This window comes from Bradyrhizobium sp. Ai1a-2, assembly GCF_000426245.1.
GTDB lineage: Bacteria > Pseudomonadota > Alphaproteobacteria > Rhizobiales > Xanthobacteraceae > Bradyrhizobium.
Genome location: NZ_AUEZ01000079.1, coordinates 17,946 through 35,537, shown reverse-complemented (window position 1 = coordinate 35,537; position 17,592 = coordinate 17,946). Strand labels below are relative to the sequence as shown.

General features: G+C 63.6%; 11 protein-coding genes. 4 read left to right on the top strand and 7 right to left on the bottom strand.

The features are described from left to right. Positions 1-284, bottom strand: a 284-nt coding sequence (locus tag K288_RS0134695; protein ID WP_027580940.1) for an IS5 family transposase, incomplete at its 3' end; no start/stop codon positions are given. Positions 285-473: 189 nt separating this feature from the next. Between K288_RS0134695 and K288_RS0134690 the strand changes: the two genes are divergently transcribed. From K288_RS0134690 to K288_RS0134680, 3 genes are all read left to right on the top strand, one after another. Then, complete coding sequence (locus K288_RS0134690) at positions 474-1,253, top strand: enoyl-CoA hydratase (RefSeq protein WP_027583681.1); 780 nt, start codon at positions 474-476, stop codon at positions 1,251-1,253. 312 nt (positions 1,254-1,565) lie between these two features. Further along, positions 1,566-2,912 carry a TolC family outer membrane protein gene (locus K288_RS0134685; protein ID WP_064737382.1) on the top strand — a complete coding sequence of 449 codons (1,347 nt, stop codon included), beginning with the start codon at positions 1,566-1,568 and terminating at the stop codon, positions 2,910-2,912. Positions 2,913-3,036: 124 nt separating this feature from the next. Beyond that, positions 3,037-4,008 (top strand): amidohydrolase family protein, encoded by a 972-nt coding sequence (locus K288_RS0134680; protein ID WP_027583679.1) that lies wholly within the window; start codon positions 3,037-3,039, stop codon positions 4,006-4,008. On the opposite strand, the gene K288_RS0134675 is transcribed toward K288_RS0134680, so the two are convergent. Next, complete coding sequence (locus K288_RS0134675) at positions 3,998-7,126, bottom strand: CusA/CzcA family heavy metal efflux RND transporter (RefSeq protein WP_027583678.1); 3,129 nt, start codon at positions 7,124-7,126, stop codon at positions 3,998-4,000. The genes K288_RS0134680 and K288_RS0134675 overlap by 11 nt on opposite strands. Before the next feature lie 31 nt (positions 7,127-7,157). After that, positions 7,158-8,402, bottom strand: coding sequence for an efflux RND transporter periplasmic adaptor subunit (locus K288_RS0134670; protein ID WP_027583677.1), 1,245 nt, complete (start codon positions 8,400-8,402; stop codon positions 7,158-7,160). Positions 8,403-8,749: 347 nt separating this feature from the next. Here K288_RS0134670 and K288_RS0134665 point away from each other — a divergent pair, with 347 nt between their 5' ends. Further along, positions 8,750-9,034, top strand: coding sequence for a hypothetical protein (locus tag K288_RS0134665; protein ID WP_027583676.1), 285 nt, complete (start codon positions 8,750-8,752; stop codon positions 9,032-9,034). A gap of 907 nt (positions 9,035-9,941) precedes the next feature. Here the strand turns inward: K288_RS0134665 and K288_RS54305 are convergent. The 4 genes from K288_RS54305 to K288_RS0134645 form a co-directional block, all read right to left on the bottom strand. Continuing rightward, positions 9,942-11,108 (bottom strand): YXWGXW repeat-containing protein, encoded by a 1,167-nt coding sequence (locus tag K288_RS54305; RefSeq protein ID WP_051334891.1) that lies wholly within the window; start codon positions 11,106-11,108, stop codon positions 9,942-9,944. 262 nt (positions 11,109-11,370) lie between these two features. Next, on the bottom strand, positions 11,371-12,210 hold the full coding sequence (locus tag K288_RS0134655) for a universal stress protein (protein ID WP_027583675.1): 840 nt from the start codon (positions 12,208-12,210) through the stop codon (positions 11,371-11,373). 198 nt (positions 12,211-12,408) lie between these two features. Further along, on the bottom strand, positions 12,409-16,074 hold the full coding sequence (locus K288_RS0134650) for an error-prone DNA polymerase (protein WP_027583674.1): 3,666 nt from the start codon (positions 16,072-16,074) through the stop codon (positions 12,409-12,411). Further along, positions 16,071-17,564: a DNA polymerase Y family protein gene (locus tag K288_RS0134645; protein WP_244443367.1), complete on the bottom strand. Its 1,494-nt coding sequence runs from the start codon at positions 17,562-17,564 to the stop codon at positions 16,071-16,073. Before K288_RS0134645 ends, K288_RS0134650 begins: the two co-directional genes overlap by 4 nt. Between the last annotated feature and the right edge of the window lie 28 nt (positions 17,565-17,592).

Here is a 17,592-nt window from a genome sequence, read left to right as displayed (position 1 = left end):
ATCAGGTATTCGAAGTCCGGATCATCCGCCAGCGCTTCGAACATACCTAGCCAGACCCCCTTGGCGCTCCACCGGCTGAAACGTCGGAAGACGCTGTTCCATTCGCCGAACGCTTCGGGCAGATCACGCCACGGCGAACCGGTTCGCACGATCCATAACACGCCCTCGACAAACATCCGGTTGTCGCGGCCTGTCGAACCACGCTGGTCCGGCCGACCGATGATCAAGCCGGAGATACGGTCCCATTGCCTGTCGCTCAGAACGAGCCGATCCGTAACGCCCAAGGCTTCCTCCTAAAAGAAAGCCTTGAATCACGTTCCATCTGATTTGAGAATCCCAAGAGTCCACACAGCCTAGCGTCCTTGGTGCCCGGACGCGCGGCGCGAATTGCGTCACACCGCGTCCGGGAGCCCACTTGAAGCCCACCCCATCAGCGGGCACATTGCCGCTAAATCAGGAAAACTGGGTGGATCATGTCGACGTTTGAACACATCATTGTCGAGAGCAAGGGCGCGGTCGGCATCATCAAGCTGAACCGTCCCAAAATGCTCAACGCGCTCTCCTTCGGCGTCTTCCGCGAGATCGCGGCCGCGGTCGACGACCTCGAGGCTGACGATGCGATCGGATGCATCGTCCTCACCGGCAGCGAGAAGGCCTTTGCCGCCGGCGCCGACATCAAGGAGATGCAGCCGAAAGGCTTCATCGACATGTTCACGAGCGACTTCGCAGCGATCGGCGGCGACCGCGTCGCCAGATGCCGCAAGCCGACGATTGCGGCAGTGGCAGGGTATGCGCTTGGCGGCGGCTGCGAGCTTGCCATGATGTGCGACATCATCATCGCTGCCGACACGGCGAAGTTCGGCCAGCCCGAGATCACGCTCGGAACCATCCCCGGAATCGGCGGCACGCAGCGGCTGACGCGCGCAATCGGCAAGTCGAAGGCGATGGATCTCTGCCTCACCGGGCGCATGATGGATGCCGCCGAGGCCGAACGCTCCGGCCTGGTCAGTCGCGTCGTGCCCGCCGACAAGCTGATGGAAGAGACGCTCTCGGCCGCTGAAAAGATCGCCTCGATGTCGCGCCCGACGGCGGCAATGGCCAAGGAAGCCGTCAACCGCGCCTTCGAGACCACGCTGTCGGAAGGCCTCAACGTCGAACGCAACCTGTTCCACTCGACCTTCTCGCTCGAAGATCGCTCCGAAGGTATGGCCGCCTTCATCGAGAAGCGACAACCTGTGAACAAGAACAGATGAACAAACCACCGTCGTCATTCCGGGCTCATCGCTTCGCGATGCCCCGGAATGACGGTGGTGCAGGTGCGCACAGCGCAATCCTTCACGACTGTCATTCGTCTGTGACGAACCGGCAACAGACAAGCACTGATTTGATGTGCAGATGTCGCGCGACCGTTTGTCAGTGGCGATACCATCCCCTAAACAGTAGATGTGACCCAGACGACGGGGGCAGGCAGTCAGGGTGGTTTGCGGGTTATTATGGTTGGACGTGCCGCTAGAGTTAGCGACGTAAGAAGGCGTTTGCTTCAGACGGGCATTTGCCTTGGCGTTATGCTTTGTGTCGATTTTGCCGCCTCGGCGGTCCGTGCGGAGAGCCTCACTGAAGCGCTCGCCAAAGCCTACCAGACCAATCCGGCGCTGAATGCCGAGCGGGCGCGGCAGCGTGCGACCGACGAGAACGTGCCGCAGGCGCTGACCGGCTATCGTCCGCAGATCGTGGGAACGCTCTCCGCGGGTCTGCAGGCGGTGCGCGACCTCTTGCCAAACAACGTCGTGCAGACCGCGAACCTGAAGCCGTGGCAGATCGGCCTGACGGTGACGCAGACGCTGTTCAACGGTTTCAAGACCGCCAACAGCGTGCGCGTGGCGGAACTGCAGGTCCAATCCGGGCGCGAAGCTTTGCGTAATGTCGGCCAGGGCGTGCTGCTGGACGCCGTCACCGCCTATACCAATGTGCTCGCCAACCAGTCGCTGGTCGAGGCGCAGCGCGCCAACGTCGCGTTCCTGCGCGAAACCCAGGGCATCACCCAAAAACGCCTCAATGCCGGCGATGTCACGCCGACCGACACTGCGCAGGCCGAAGCGCGACTGAACCGCGGGCTCGCCGACCTCAACGCCGCCGAGATCAATCTCGCGATCAGCCAGGCCACCTATGCGCAAGTGATCGGCAACGCGCCCGGACAATTGCGGCCGGCCGAGACCATCGACCGCCTGCTGCCACGCAACCGCGAGGACGCGATCGGGCTCGCCTACCGCGAGCATCCGGCGGTGATGGCGGCGAGCTTTGACGTCGACGTCGCCTCGACCACGATCCGCGTTGCCGAAAGCAGCCTGATGCCGAACGTCACCGTGCAAGGCAGCGTGAGCCGCAGCCGCGACTCCGACCCGACGCTCGGCACATTCGGAACCGACCAGGCTTCCATCATCGGCCAGTTGAACCAACCAATCTATGACGGCGGCATGGCGGCATCCCAGACCCGGCAGGCCAAGGAAGTATCGGCGCAGAGCCGGCTGGTGCTCGACCAGGTTCGTAATCAGGCACGCACCGCTGCGGTCAGCGCCTGGGTCGCCAACGAAGGCGCCAAGACGGCGGTCTCCGCTTCCGAATCCGAAGTCCGCGCCGCGAACGTTGCGCTGCAGGGCGTCCAGCGGGAAGCGGCCGGCGGCCAGCGCACCACCGTCGACGTGCTCAATGCACAACAGGATTTGATCTCGGCCAGGGCCCGGCTGATCGGTGCGCTGCGCGACCGCGTGATCGCTTCCTACAGCCTGCTCAGCGCCATCGGCCGGCTCGACGTCAAGAACCTCAATCTCAACACGCCGGATTACCTGCCAGAGGTGCATTACCACCAGGTGCGCGACGCCTGGCATGGGCTGCGCACGCCGTCCGGACAATGATCGCGGCATAGGCACCGCCGCCTTCCCGCCCACGCATTCACCCTGTAACCTCGCTCGACCAGCGGCAGATAACGCTGGGGCGCAGCAAGCGCCGATCAAATGAGGAAACGCAGGGAGAACACCAATGCTGACGCGACGCAGTATGATGCTTGCCTCCATCGCGGCCGGAGTGATGATGAACAACAGAGACGTGTACGCCAAGGCAGCGCAGCCATCGACGCCGGTGAATTTCGACGTGCCCGCCGGCGCCTGCGACTGCCACACCCACATCCATGGCGATCCCCAGAAATTCCCGTTCTTCGCCGGCCGCGTCTACACGCCCGAGCCGGCCTCGCCGGAGGAGATGAGCGCGCTGCACAAGGCGCTCGGGATCGAGCGCGTGGTGATCGTGACGCCGAGCGTCTACGGCACCGACAATTCCGCGACCCGCTTCGGCATGATGGCGCGCGGCGGCACCGCGCGCGGGGTAGCCGTGATCGACGACAAGACGCCGGACAGCGATCTCGATGCGATGCAGAAGGACGGTTTCCGCGGTATCCGCCTCAACCTCGCAACCGGCGGCATCAACGATCCCAATGTCGGCCGTGCCCGCCTGACGTCCGGAATCGACCGCGTCAAGGGGCGCGGCTGGCATGTGCAGGTCTACACGAACTTGCCGCTTATCCCCGCGGTCAAAGACCTTGTCCTGGCATCGCCCGTCCCTGTTGTCTTCGACCATTTCGGCGGCGCGCAGGCCGCGCTGGGCGTGGAGCAACCGGGTTTTCCGGACCTCGTTGAACTGGTGAAGTCCGGCAAGGCCTATGTGAAAATCTCCGGCGCCTACCGCGCCTCCAAGCTCGCACCCGACTATCAGGACGCCGTTCCGTTCGCCAAGGCACTGATCGCGGCAAATCCCGACCGCATCATCTGGGGCACCGACTGGCCGCATCCCGATACGGTGGTCCCGCCCGGAAAGCAGGTCACGGATGTTGTCCCGCTGTACCAGATCGACGACGGGCGGTTGCTCAACCAGCTCGCGGTGTGGGCGCCGGACGCGGCGACGCGCAAGAAGATCCTGGTCGAGAACCCGGCCCGGCTCTACGGCTTCACCTCCTAGAGTCGCGCCGCGAGAAATAGGAGATCAGGACCGGCAGCGTCACCAGGATCACGATCGGCGCCAGCATCATGCCGGTCACGACCACGACTGCGAGCGGCTTCTGCACCTGCGAGCCGATCCCTTCCGACAGCGCCGCCGGCAGGAGCCCGACGCCGGCGACGACGCAGGTCATCAACACCGGGCGCAGTTGCAATTCACCGGTGCGGACCACGGCCCGCATCCGTTCATAGCCTTCATCGATGAGCTGGTTGAACTGCGACAGGATGATGATGCCATCCATCACGGCGATGCCGAACAGCGCGATGAAGCCGATCGCGGCCGAGACGCTGAAGGGGATGCCGGAGACAAGCAGCCCCAACACACCGCCGAAGATCGCCATCGGGATCACGCTCATGGCGAGCAGCGTGTCGACCATCGAGCCGAAGTTGAGGAACAGCAGGATCGCGATCAAAGCGAGGCTGATCGGCACCACGATCGACAATCGCTTGATCGCGTCCTGCAGATTGCCGAACTCGCCGACCCATTCGATATGCGATCCCGGCGGAAGCTTGACCTGGTCGGCCACCTTCTGCTGCGCTTCCTGGATCGCGCTGCCGAGGTCGCGCTCGCGTACCGAGAACTTGATCGGCAGATAGCGTTCCTGCTGCTCGCGGTAGATGTAAGCGGCGCCCGAGATCAGCTTGATCGAGGCCACCTCGCTCAGCGGAATCTGCGTGATCCCGCCGTTGGGGCTGGCGACGCCGATCCGCAGGTTCTGGATCGCCTCCGCGCTCTTGCGATATTCCGGGGCGAGCCGCACGATGATCGGGAAATGACGGTCGCTGCCGGGCTCGTAGAGATCGCCGGCGCTGTCGCCGCCGACCGCGACCTTGATGGTGGCATTGATATCGCCCGGTGAGAGGCCGTAGCGCGCGGCGCGGGCGCGATCGACGTCGATCTGGATGGTCGGCTGGCCGAGCGAGGTGAACACCGCAAGGTCGGTCACGCCCTGCACCGTCGAGAGCACCGACTTGATCTGGTTGGCCGTGTCGGTCAGCGCCTGCAAGTCGCTGCCGTAAAGCTTGATCGAGTTCTCGCCCTTCACGCCGGAGACGGCTTCGGAAACGTTGTCCTGCAGATATTGCGAGAAGTTGAATTCGACGCCGGGGAATTTGTCCTGCAGCTGCGCCAGCAGTTGGGCGGTGAGCTCATCCTTGTCGCGTGTGCCGGGCCATTCGCTCGCCGGTTTCAGCGGCGCGAAGAATTCCGCGTTGAAGAGGCCGGCGGCGTCGGTGCCGTCGTCGGGGCGGCCGTGCTGCGACACCACCGATTCGACCTCGGGACGGGCCCGGATCATCCGCCGCATCTCGTTCACATAGGCATTGCCTTCCTGCAGCGAGATCGTCGGCGGCAGCGTGGCGCGGATCCACAGATTGCCCTCCTCCAGCTTCGGCAGGAATTCCAGCCCGAGGAAGCGCACCGACATCGCGGTCAGGATCACGAGGCCGACCGCGCCGACGAGTACCAGCCTTCGGTTGGCGATCGCCCAGCTCAGGACCGGCAGATAGATGCGATTGAGCTGCTTGACGATCCAGGTCTCGGTTTCCTCGATGTGCGCGGGCAGGACGATCGCGCTCAGCGCCGGCGTCACGGTGAAGGTCGCGAGCAGGCCGCCGGCCAGCGCATAGGCATAGGTCCGCGCCATCGGCCCGAAGATGTTGCCCTCGACGCCGCTCAGCGTGAACAGCGGCAGGAAGGCGGCCACGATGATGGTGGCGGCAAAGAAGATCGAGCGCGACACGTCGGCGGACGCCGACAGGATCGCGTGGCTCTTCATGCCCATCATGGTCTCGGCGGAGATATGGCTCTGCTCGGCTTCCGAAAGCGCCGTGGTCTGTGACAGGCGGCGGAAGATCGCCTCCACCATGATGACGGTGGCATCCACGATCAGCCCGAAGTCGATCGCGCCGACCGACAACAGATTGGCGGATTCGCCGCGCAGCACCAGGATGATCACGGCGAAGAACAGCGCGAAGGGAATGGTTGCGCCGACGATCAGCGCGCTGCGGAGGTCGCCGAGGAAGATCCATTGCAGCAGCACGATCAGGAGGATGCCGACCACCATGTTGTGCAGCACGGTGTGGGTGGTGAGATCGATCAGGTCCTTGCGGTCGTAGATGCGCTCGATCCTTACCCCCGGCGGCAGGATCGAGGAATGATTGATCGATTTGACCAGCTGCTCGACGCGGGCGATCGTCGGCGAGCTCTGCTCGCCGCGACGCATCAGCACGATACCCTGCACGATGTCGTCGTCATTGTCGATGCCGGCAATCCCGAGCCGCGGCTTCTCGCCGACGGTGACGGTCGCGATATCCCTCACCAGCACCGGGTTGCCGCCGGACTGCGACACCATGGTGTTGTTGAGGTCGTCGACCGAACGGATCAGGCCGACGCCGCGCACCACCGCGGACTGGCTGCCGATATCGACCGTGTTGCCGCCGACATTGATGTTGGCGTTGCTCACCGCCTGCAATACCTGCGGCAAGGTCAGGCCGTTGGCGACGAGCTTGTTGAAATCGACCTGCACCTCATAAGTCTTGGTCTTGCCACCCCAGCCGGTGACGTCGATCACGCCAGGCACGGCGCGGAAGCGGCGTTGCAGCACCCAATCCTGCAATGTCTTCAAATCGAGGACGCTGTAGTTGGGCGGGCCGACCAGGCGGTAACGAAAAATCTCGCCGATCGGGCTGAGCGGCGAGATGGTCGGCTGCGCACTGCCTGGCAGGGTCGGCAGTTGCGCGAGGCGGTTCAGGACCTGCTGCAGCGCCTCGTCATATGTGTAGTCGAAGGAGAACTGCAGCTTGACGTCGGAGAGGCCGTAGAGCGAGATGGTGCGGATCGTGCGCAGGTTCTTCAGACCGGCGACCTGGGTCTCGATCGGAATCGTGATGTAGCGCTCGATCTCCTCCGCCGACAGGCCCGGACTTTGCGTCACGACGTCGACCATCGGCGGCGTCGGATCGGGATAGGCCTCGATATTGAGGTGCTGGAAAGCGATCAGGCCGCCGATCAGGACGGCCGCGTAGATGCCGACCATCAGATAGCGGCGGCTGACTGCGAGAGCGACGAGGCGATCCATTCAGATCGAAGCTTTCGATAATATTGAAAGGTCAGGTGCCAGAGGCGGCGCGGTCAATGAACAGGCTGCCCTTGGTGACGATCTGCTCGCCTGGCCGCAGATTGCTGACGATCTCAACGAGATCGCCATTGGTGATCCCCGGCTTGACCTTGCGCAGTTCGATCGATTTGTCCTGATGCGCGACCCAGACGCGCACCTGGTCGCCCTCATAGATCAGCGCCTGCTTGGGCACGCCGACCGCAGGATGGTCGCCCGGCGAATAGAGCGTGACATTCGCGAACATCTCCGGCTTCAGCGCGCCATCCGGGTTGTCGATGGTGGCGCGGACCAGAAGCCGGCGCGTCGTCGGATCGATCGCGGCGGCGACATAGTTGATGCGCGCGGTCAGCGAGCGGCCCGGCAGCGCCATCACGTTGAAGGTGACGTCCTGCCCGACCGCGACCTTGGCAGCGTCGCTCTCGCGCACGAAGGCGAGCAGCCAGACGGTGGAGAGGTCGCCGATGACATAGACGGGATCGCTGGCGCCGGAGGAGACATACTGCCCGGGGCCGGCCTTGCGCTGCACCACGGTGCCGCCGATCGGCGCAAAGATCGTGATCTCGGGATTGATGCCGCCCTTCTGGCGCAGCGCATCGATGTCGGCGTCGCCGAAGCCGAGGATGCGCAGCTTGTTGCGGGCGGCCTCCAGCGTCGTCTGTGAGGAGCGCAGATCGTTCTGCGCCTGGACCAGGGTGGCCTGGCTCTGCTGATAGTCCTTCAGCGGCACGGCCTTGCCTTCGAACAAGTCCTTGGCGCGGTTATCCTGGATCTGCGCCAGATCGACCGCCGACTTCGCCTTGTTCACGCTGGTCATCGCCGAGATGTAGTCGTTCTGGGCCTGCACGGTGTCGGCGGCCTCAATCACGAACAGCGGCTGGCCTTTGACGACGTTGTCGCCGGGCCGCGCCAAGAGCTTGGTGATGCGGCCGGTATAGGGCGAGAACACCGGGGTGGAGCGATCCTCGTCGATGCCGATCTTGCCCTCGGTCACGTATTCGGCGCGGAAGGCGCGCTCCGAGACCGGCTGCAGGCTGAGGCTCGCCCATTCAGCGGGGGTCGGCGTGTAGCGTTGCAAGCCTTTGCGGGATTGGCTCGAAATCTCCGAATGGCCATCCCTTACCGCCTTGGTGGACAGGGACCCATAGGCCACGCCGCCGGCGATCGCCAGCACGGCCACGACCAGCGCCAAATGCTGGCGGCTAAGAGGCTGCAATCGCTTGGTAATATTGTTGACCATGGGCCGTGGCTGATGTCGGAAGTTCGGCTGCGCTAATAGTGCCCAATTGCCGGTTCAGACAACCAAAAAAGCGACAATTGGACGCAGGTTTCCGGTTAATCTTTGGACAGTGAGGCATGAACGCCGGCTGAATGCCAAGCCCCGGACAATTCCGGGGGTCGCGGCCGGTGAGACCAACGCGGGCCTGCAACAGGCCCTGCTGCGCGCAGGCAGTCCTTGCCTGACGATCCCTCCCCTTTTTGACGATGCCGACCGCCTGCCTTTTTCGGCATGGTTGAACCGGTCGCGCTTCGGCGTTCCCTCAATCTTGTGCGCAAGAGCAGTGCCCGAATCCGGAAGGAGTTGCAATGGCCATCGATCCCTTGACCGCCGCCGGCGTGGTGCTGGCGACGGCCGCAACCGATGCGGTCTACGTCATGTTCACGTCCGCCGTGGTGGCGCGCAAGCGCGTGCCGGCGGCGACCTGGAGCAGCATCTGGTACGTGCTCTCGTCCTATGCGGTGATCAGCTACACCGAAAACTCGATCTACGTGCTGTTCGCCGCAATCGGCTCCTGGATCGGCGCCTTCATAACGATGACGTTCTTGCATCGACCTCCCGGCGGGCCACCGGTGGGCGCAGCGGTGGAGTGAGACGGATGTGCGCGCGCAGATCGTGCGTAGGATGGGTCCGGCTCAAGCCCGCGACGACGGGAGGAAAGATCTGATTCAAATGTCAAACAGCGGACCTGTAGGATGGGTAGAGCGCAGCGAAACCCATCACGATGGAGCAAGCGGGTCGAATGATGGGTTTCGCTTCGCTCTACCCATCCTACGTCTGATTCAAACAGCGGATATGAGTGCATTCTCGCGGCGCGTTGCGTCCGAGCTTTGCGTCTCGTTTCACCCTCTTCGATATCTGAGGGCGCAGGGAAAGCCGGGTGCTGGTTGCACCCGTGGGTCCCGTGCAACAAAAAGCACGGGGGTAGGACCACAGGTTCAACCGGAGCATTCCGGCTTTCCCTGCGCGATGGTTTACGGCTTACTTCGTGCTCTCCCCGGTGACCGGGCTCTTTTGCCACCGTCACCCTTAGGGATGCTTCCATCCCCCAGGACTTAGCGCCAGCGTCGGGGCGCCAGGACCACACGACTTCGCCGTCCGTGAGTGCCACGCTCGTCAGTCGTGACTCTCACGTCCACCGCATCTCACCGCAACGTTCGTGACGATCGCGACCCGCCCCTCATTCGGGTGAGATGCGCGAAGTTAAATCACTGATTTGCCCGACGGCGAAAGCGGAATGTTTTTTGTGCGAGGACTGGACGGGGCAAATCAGGTTGATTGGATTGAAGAAATTAATCCCAACTGCACTCGTCATTCCGGGGCGTCCAAAGGACGAGCCCGGAATCCATTTCTCCACCTGCGTATGCGGCGTGATGGATTCCGGGCCTGCGCCTTATGACGCCTCCCCTCAATGAGAATTCCTTGACCGCGGCCGGATGCGGACACTTACGGCGATCGTGGTTGAGGACTCAACCACGTCGCGTCCGGCGGGCACGACTCCTAGTGCGCCTCTTTATGCGGCGAGACATTCGGCTTTGCCGCCGGCGGATGGGGCGCGCGATGCGGCGCCGAATGCGACGCAGCGGCAACCTGGCGTGGCGCTGGAGCAGCGGGTGGATGCTGGGGCAGCTTCGGGGCCGCGGCAACGGCGGCAGGTTTTGGCGCCGGCGGAGTGGCGACCGGCTTAGCTGCAACATTTGCCGGCTTCGCCGTAGCATTCAGAGGCTTCGCTTCCGGTCTGACCGCCGCATTCGGCGACTTGGGCAGCGCTCCGTTGGTCGCCGCATTGTGCTCCGCGCCAGCAGATGTCCTGTTTTCAATTGGCTTGTTTGCGGCGGAAGGATCGTTCGCGAGAGGCTTATTGGCAGGCGGGGTGGCCGCAAGCGGCTTGCTCTCGAGCGGCTTGTTGGCGACCGCATTGTTCGCAGGCGCGACCGGCTGCGGCAGCGGCGCGGGTCCCGGTTTGGCTTCCCGTGCAGCGACAATGCCCTTGCCGGTGAACTCGCCCGGCTTGGCTGTCGCAGCGATTGCCGGGCGGCCGTGGTTTTCGGAGGCGAGCAACGCTCTGTTCGAGCTCGCTACGTGTTGCTGCTGGATCTGGGCGGGCGCAGGGGCAACGTGGTGATCCTGCGCAGCAACCCGCTCCTGCGCGGTCGGCTGAGTCGTGATTCCGCCACTGCCGCCGTTGAAACTGACGCGCGTGATGTTGTTGTTGGTCACGGTCGTGCTGTAGACGTTGGTGACGTTGACGCTGCCGAAATTATTGACGGTGCGGTTATAGGCCAACGCGCCATTGGCCCAGTGGCCGCCTTCATAGCCGACGCCGCCATAGCCGAAACCATAGTTGACGCCACCGTAGAAGCCGACACGCGGCCCCCAATAACCGGCGTTCCACGCGTAGACGCCCTCACGCCACGCCCAGTAACCGGGTGTCCACAACAAGCCAACGGCCGGCGGGTGCACCCAGGTGCCTGGAACCCAGAAATATCCGTCAGGGCCGTAAGCCCAGTAGCCGGGCGTCCAAATGTACCCAGGCGCGGGAAGCGGCGGTTGCTCGTAGACCGGGAGCTCCGGTGGAGCGACCGTAATGCTGATGATTTGGGCTTGGGCGACAGGTGGAATGACGAGCGCAGCAAAGAGCCCGACGATGAATCGAAAACGCCGCATGTTTGTTCCCTCCACAGGTAGGTTCCCTGCGAGTCGGAACAGTGTTGAGCGAATGACGCTACATTATGACGCACCAGTTCATCGCGCGTTCATTGCGCGTGATCCTATTGCTGGCACGTCGCTTGCTCGTTCCATCGTTGATCTGCGGCAGAAGGCTTCGCGCTCCACACGAGCCGTAAATTGTACGGAAGCGTTGGATGAAGGCGCTGAACTCATTGGGGGACCTTGTCCCGTCAATGGCAAAAAATTGGCCCGTTCACGACTAATGCGCCATCAATAGCGGCAGGTCCGCGTGCTCCATGATGTGGCTGGTCGCGCCGCCGAAAATCATTTGCCGCAGCCTGGTCCTGGTGAAGGCTCCCTTGATCAACAGATCGCAGCCTTCTGACCTCGCCGCGGCGAGGACTGCTTCGCCGGTGCTGCGACCGTTCAGTTCAATGCTCATGGGCTCGGCGGCAATGCCGTTGTATCGCAACTGCTTGCGCACCTGATCGGCTGATGGACCCGGCACATCCTGTCCGCCAATGACACTCAACACTGTCACGCGTCCGGCCAGGCGCAAAAGCGGCATCGCCAAAGCGTTGGCGCGAGCCTGCTCGGTGCTGCCATTCCAGTGGATCATGATGTTGGTCGCGACCTGTTTTGGAGCTGATGGCGGCGACAGCAGAACGGGCCGGCCGCTTTCGAACAGTCCCGACTCGATCGCTCGCCTATAGAGAGGGTCCGTACCAGCAGACGGCCTGCTCATCACGATCACATCGAACGCACGGCCATGGCTACCGACGAGGGTCTCGCCCGGCGGCACTTCGGCAAACCAGCTAAACCAAGGTCGGTCCGCGGTCGTTTTCGCAGCGGCAACACCGTGCTGCTGCATGAAGGTCTCGAAAAGCTCGCGCTCCCCTACCGCCTCCGCTTCGCGCCGCACCCGGTAGGCTTCCATGGAATAGCTGCTGGCCAGCCCCGCCACGACAAACTCCGGCGCGCCGAACCACAGTGGAACACCCTCGATATAAGCCCCGGTGCGCCGCGCGAGCAGCACCGCCGTTTCGAGCGTGGATGTCATGGCCGGGGTATTTTGGGTCGGTACCAAGATCGTCTTCATTGTCAGCTCCCGCCCGTTGCAAATCAACGATAGTCCAGGCAGCCACAACGGCACTGACTTTCGACATGCTAAACCTTCGAGACTAAACCGCCAACGCCGAGTGCGTTGCGAAATGGATTCCGGGTTCTCGCGGAGCCTGTCATCGAGCCGCGCCTTGCGCGGACCCGTTGGCGCGCCCCGGAATGACGGCGGCGGGATTCAATGGAAATCGCGTGACGGCGGCAGGATACGGACGTTGCGGGGGTGGCGGATTCTTTGCGGGGAGTTTTCGCCGTGGTCGCGGCGGTCGTCGTTGAGGGGTTCGACCAAAGCGGGGCCGGCGGGCATGGCCGGCTTTGCGCTGAACGCGTCGTTGGAAAGGCCGATGAGGTCGTAGGAGCGGTCGATCATGCGCTGCGCGACCAGGTGGGTCACCTCCTCCGGACTGCTCTGGATATAGCCTTCGACCAGGATCAGCCGCGCACCCATCACTTCCTTCCGGTATTGCTCCATCACCTTCGGCCACACCACGATATTGGCGATCCCGGTCTCGTCCTCCAGCGTCATGAACACCACGCCCTTGGCGCTGCCCGGGCGCTGCCGCACCAGCACCACGCCGGCGCAGCGGACGCGGCGGCGATCGTTGCGATGGCAGATCTCCCTGCAGGGCAGGACGCGCTCTTTTGCAAATTTCTCTCGCAAGAACTCCATCGGATGGCCCTTCAGTGACAGGCGAATGGTCTGATAGTCGGCGACCACCTGTTCCTGCCGCGGCATCTGCGGCAATGGTTTTGCGTTCTCGTCTGGCTGCTCGCGCGCGATCGCGGCTTCGAACAGAGGCAATGGCACGTCGTCGGGCAGCCGCCGCACCGCCCAGAGCGCTGCGCGACGATCGAGCCCGATCGAGCGGAAGGCATCGGCGTCCGCGAGCAGGATCAGCGCGCGCTTGGGCAAGCCGGTGTCGCGGGCGAAGTCCTCCAGCGAGGTGAAGGGACGCCGCTGCCGCGCCGCGACGATGCGATCGGCCCAGTCGTTGGCTTCTTCACCTCTCCCATAGGGAGAGGTCGGCGCGGAGCGCCGGGTGAGGGGCGCGGTCTCTCGTGGGACCTGAGCCCCCTCACCCGACTTGCACATGTGCAAGTCGACCTCTCCCCGCTGGGGAGAGGTGGGAGCTTGCGGTGACATCGGGGCGACCAACTCCACCTCTCCCGCTTGCGGGAGAGGTCGGATCGCATCACTAGATGCGATCCGGGTGAGGGCTTTCTCCACACGAAGGTTCTCGCCCGCGGAGACACCCTCACCCCGACCCTCTCCCGCAAGCGGGAGAGGGGGCGCAAGCACCTGCCGAAATAACGCCTGCTGCTGTTTCAGCCTCTCCTCGTCCAGGTCTTTCCAGTTGAAACCATCGATCTGGCGGAAACCGAGGCGGACGGCGCAATGTTTGCCGGTGCCCTCCTCCAGCGTGTTCTGGGCGAAGCTATAGGACACATCGACCTCGCGGACCTCGACGCCGTTCTTGCGGGCGTCGCCGACGATCTGCGCGGGAGCATAAAAGCCCATCGGCTGGGAGTTGAGCAGCGCGCAGCAGAAGGCGTCGGGATGATGACGCTTGAGCCAGGAGGAGATATAGACGAGTTGCGCGAAGCTTGCGGCATGGCTTTCCGGGAAGCCGTAGGAGCCGAAACCCTTGATCTGGTCGAAGCAGCTTCTGGCGAATTCGCCATTGTAGCCGCGCGCGACCATGTTGCCGATCAGCTTGTCTTCGTACTTGCCGATGGTGCCGAGGTTGCGGAACGTCGCCATCGAACGACGCAGGCCGTTGGCCTCTTCGGAAGTGAAATGCGCCGCCTCGATCGCGATCCGCATCGCCTGTTCCTGAAACAAGGGTACGCCGAGAGTCTTGTGCAGCACGCGGTAGAGTTCGTCCGCATCGCCATGCTCCGGCGATGGCGATGGATAGGTCACCTTCTCCTGGCCGTTTCGCCGGCGCAGATAGGGATGCACCATGTCGCCCTGGATCGGCCCCGGGCGCACGATCGCGACCTCGATGACCAGATCATAGAAGGTCCGCGGCTTCAGCCGCGGCAGCATGTTCATCTGCGCGCGGCTTTCGACCTGAAAGACGCCGAGCGATTCACCGCGACAAAGCATGTCGTAGACTCTTTTGTCGTTCTGCGGAACGGTCGCAAGCTCCCAGCGCTCGCCCTTGTGATCGGCGATCAGGTCAAAGCTCTTGCGGATGCAGGTCAGCATGCCCAGCGCCAGCACGTCGACCTTCATCATGTTGAGCGCATCGACGTCGTCCTTGTCCCATTCGATGAAGGTGCGGTCATCCATCGCGGCATTGCCGATCGGCACATAGGTATCGAGCCGGTCCTGCGTCAGCACATAGCCGCCGACATGCTGCGAGAGGTGGCGCGGGAATTCGATCAGCTCGGTGGCGAGTTCGACCGCGAGCCCGATCATCGCGTTCTTCGGGTCCAGCCCCGCCTGTCGCACCTGCATGTCGTTGAGGCCCTTGCCCCAGCTTCCCCAGACGGTATCGGCGAGCGCGGCGGTGACATCCTCCGTCAATCCCAGCGCCTTGCCGACGTCGCGGATCGCGCTGCGCGGACGATAATGGATGACGGTCGCGATGATGGCGGCGCGGTGGCGGCCATAGCGGCGGTAGACATATTGCATCACCTCCTCGCGCCGCGAATGCTCGAAATCGACATCGATGTCGGGCGGCTCCAGCCGCTCCTTGGAGATGAAGCGTTCGAACAGGAGATCGACCTTGGTCGGATCGACCGAGGTGATGCCGAGTACGTAACACACCGCCGAATTCGCCGCCGATCCCCGCCCCTGACACAGAATGCCCTGGCTGCGCGCGTAACGGACGATGTCGTGCACGGTCAGGAAGTAATGCGCGTATTTCAGCTCGGCGATCAGCGCGAGCTCCTTGTGCAAGGTAGCGCGGAGTTGGTCGGGAATATCACCGCCGAAATACTTGATGACGCCGGCCCAGGTCAGGTCTTCGAGATGCTGCTGCGCGGTCTTGCCCGGCGGCACCGGCTCATCAGGATATTGATATTTGAGCTGGTCGAGCGAGAAGGTGATGCGGTCGGCAAAGCGCATGGTCTCTGCGATCGCGTCAGGAAAATCGCGAAACAGCCGCGCCATCTCGTGCGCGGGTTTCAGATGCCGCTCGGCATTGGCTTCCAGCTTTTTGCCGATCGCGTCGATCGTCGTCTTCTCCCTGATACAGGTGAGCACGTCCTGCAGGGGACGGCGCGCGGGATGGTGATAGAGCACTTCGTTGGTCGCGAGCAGCGGCACGCCGGCTTTGGTCGCAACGTGGTGCAATCGCGCCAGGCGGCGCCGGTCGTCGCCGCGATAGAGCAGGCTTGCGGCAAGCCACACGCCATCAGTGCGGCTTGTCTTCAGCCGCGCGAGCAGATCGAGCGCCTTCGCCATCTCGAAGCGATGCGGCAATGACAGCACCAGGAGCTGGCCTTCGGCGAATTCCAGGAGGTCGTTCAGCTTCAGATGACATTCGCCCTTTTCGATCCGCTCGATGTCATCGCCCCGCTTGCCGCGGGTGAGGAGCTGGCACAGCCGACCATAAGCCGCGCGGTCGCGCGGATAGACCAGGATATCGGGCGTGCCGTCCATGAAGACGATGCGCGAACCGATCAGCAGCTTTGGCGGGTGCGTCACTTCCGAGTTTTCGAGTTCCTTGTAGGCGCGCACCACGCCGGCGAGCGTGTTGTGATCGGCAAGTCCGATCACGGGGATGCGGAGAATGCTCGCCTGATGCACATAGGCGCGCGGATCCGATCCGCCGCGCAGAAAGGAGAAATTGCTTGATATGCCGATCTCGGCATAGTCGGGTTCAGGCTTCATGCGAACAGCCCATGCACGAACCAGTTGGCAGGAACGGGCTTGCCGTCTTCGTCGGCCAATTCGCTGTCGTAAAGACCATCGCGAAAGATCCAGAATCGCAGGCCCTGCTCGTCCTCAACGCGGAAATAGTCACGCGTCAGCACCTTCCCATCCCGCTGCCACCATTCCATGGCGATGCGCTCAGGACCCTCGACCCGCACCACCTGATGCGTGGCGCGACGCCAGGTGAAGCGATGCGGCGGTCCGTCCGGCACGGTGGCGAACGGCACCTTGATCGGCTCCGGCCTTTCGAACAGTCGCAGCGGACGCAGTGGCGGCTCGCCTTCGGCGCGCGCGGGCCAGACGGCATGCGAGGCCGCGGCCAGATGATGCTGTGCAGAGGCGGCAAGCGCCGCGCGCTCGGGGATATGGGTATCCTCCGGCAGATGCACGACCACGCGCTTGCCCCCGATGCGGGCGGCGATGCGGTCGATCAGCGCGGCAAGCTCGTCATTGTCGTGGACATGGGCGTCGAGATCGCGCTGCTGCTGCACCACGATCTCGGTACGGCTGGCGGACAGGCGGATCAGGTCGAAGCCGAAGCCGGGATCGAGGGGATCGCTGAGCGCGTCGAGCCGCTCGCGGAACAGGCGGTCGATCACTTCGGGTTTGGTCACAGCGCGTCCGGTCTCGACGGCAAGCGTGCGCACCGCGCCGTCGGTGCGGAAGAAGGCTGCTTCCAGCTTCCGCGCGCCCTTGCCCTGCTTGTCCATCGCCTGAACCAGCATCCGGGCGAGGTTCTGCAGCGTCATCGCGATCATGGGCTCGGTCGTGACCGGCTCGGGAAAACGCTTTTCGACGATGTAATCCGGCAATGGCTTGCGCGGGCTGATCGGGGCATCGCCCTGCCCCAGCGCATGCTCGAGCCGCGTGGTGAAGGCTGCACCAAAGCGCGCCGTGATCTCATGGCGCGTGCGGGCAGCGACATCGCCGATGGTCTTCAAGCCGGCGCGGCGCAGGCCCTTGGTGATGGCGTCATCGGCTCCCAGAGCCGAGATCGGTAACGGGGCGACGGCGTCAGTTTCCGCACCATCCTCGATGATCCTGCCTGACGAATGCCGCGTCAGCGTGCGCGCGCAGACCGAGGTGGCCGCGATCGCACCGCTGACGGCAAAGCCGCGCCTCGCCAGGGCGCCGCAGATGATCTGCAGCATCGCACGCTCGCCGCCGAACAGATGGGCGCAGCCGGTGATATCGAGGAAGAGACCTGAGGGCGGATCGAGCGCCACCAGAGGCGTGAAGCGGTCGCACCAGTCGGCGATGTCGTTGAGCGTCTTGGCATCGGCGGCCTCGTCGGCATCATAGACCGTCAGTTCCGGACAGATCGCGCGGGCATTGGCCAATGGCAGACCGATCGACAGGCCGCTTCGCACGGCGATGTCGTCGAGGGAGTGGATCACCAGCGCGTTGTGCTCCTTGATGACGACGACGCTGGGGGTCTCTTTCTTCACCTCTCCCATAGGGAGAGGTCGGATCGCA

Coding starts and splice junctions, on each gene's coding strand:
- K288_RS0134690 (WP_027583681.1), top strand. CDS start 474: ATGTCGACGTTTGAACACATCATTGTCGAGAGCAAGGGCGCGGTCGGC.
- K288_RS0134685 (WP_064737382.1), top strand. CDS start 1,566: ATGCTTTGTGTCGATTTTGCCGCCTCGGCGGTCCGTGCGGAGAGCCTC.
- K288_RS0134680 (WP_027583679.1), top strand. CDS start 3,037: ATGCTGACGCGACGCAGTATGATGCTTGCCTCCATCGCGGCCGGAGTG.
- K288_RS0134675 (WP_027583678.1), bottom strand. CDS start 7,126: ATGGATCGCCTCGTCGCTCTCGCAGTCAGCCGCCGCTATCTGATGGTC.
- K288_RS0134670 (WP_027583677.1), bottom strand. CDS start 8,402: ATGGTCAACAATATTACCAAGCGATTGCAGCCTCTTAGCCGCCAGCAT.
- K288_RS0134665 (WP_027583676.1), top strand. CDS start 8,750: ATGGCCATCGATCCCTTGACCGCCGCCGGCGTGGTGCTGGCGACGGCC.
- K288_RS54305 (WP_051334891.1), bottom strand. CDS start 11,108: ATGCGGCGTTTTCGATTCATCGTCGGGCTCTTTGCTGCGCTCGTCATT.
- K288_RS0134655 (WP_027583675.1), bottom strand. CDS start 12,210: ATGAAGACGATCTTGGTACCGACCCAAAATACCCCGGCCATGACATCC.
- K288_RS0134650 (WP_027583674.1), bottom strand. CDS start 16,074: ATGAAGCCTGAACCCGACTATGCCGAGATCGGCATATCAAGCAATTTC.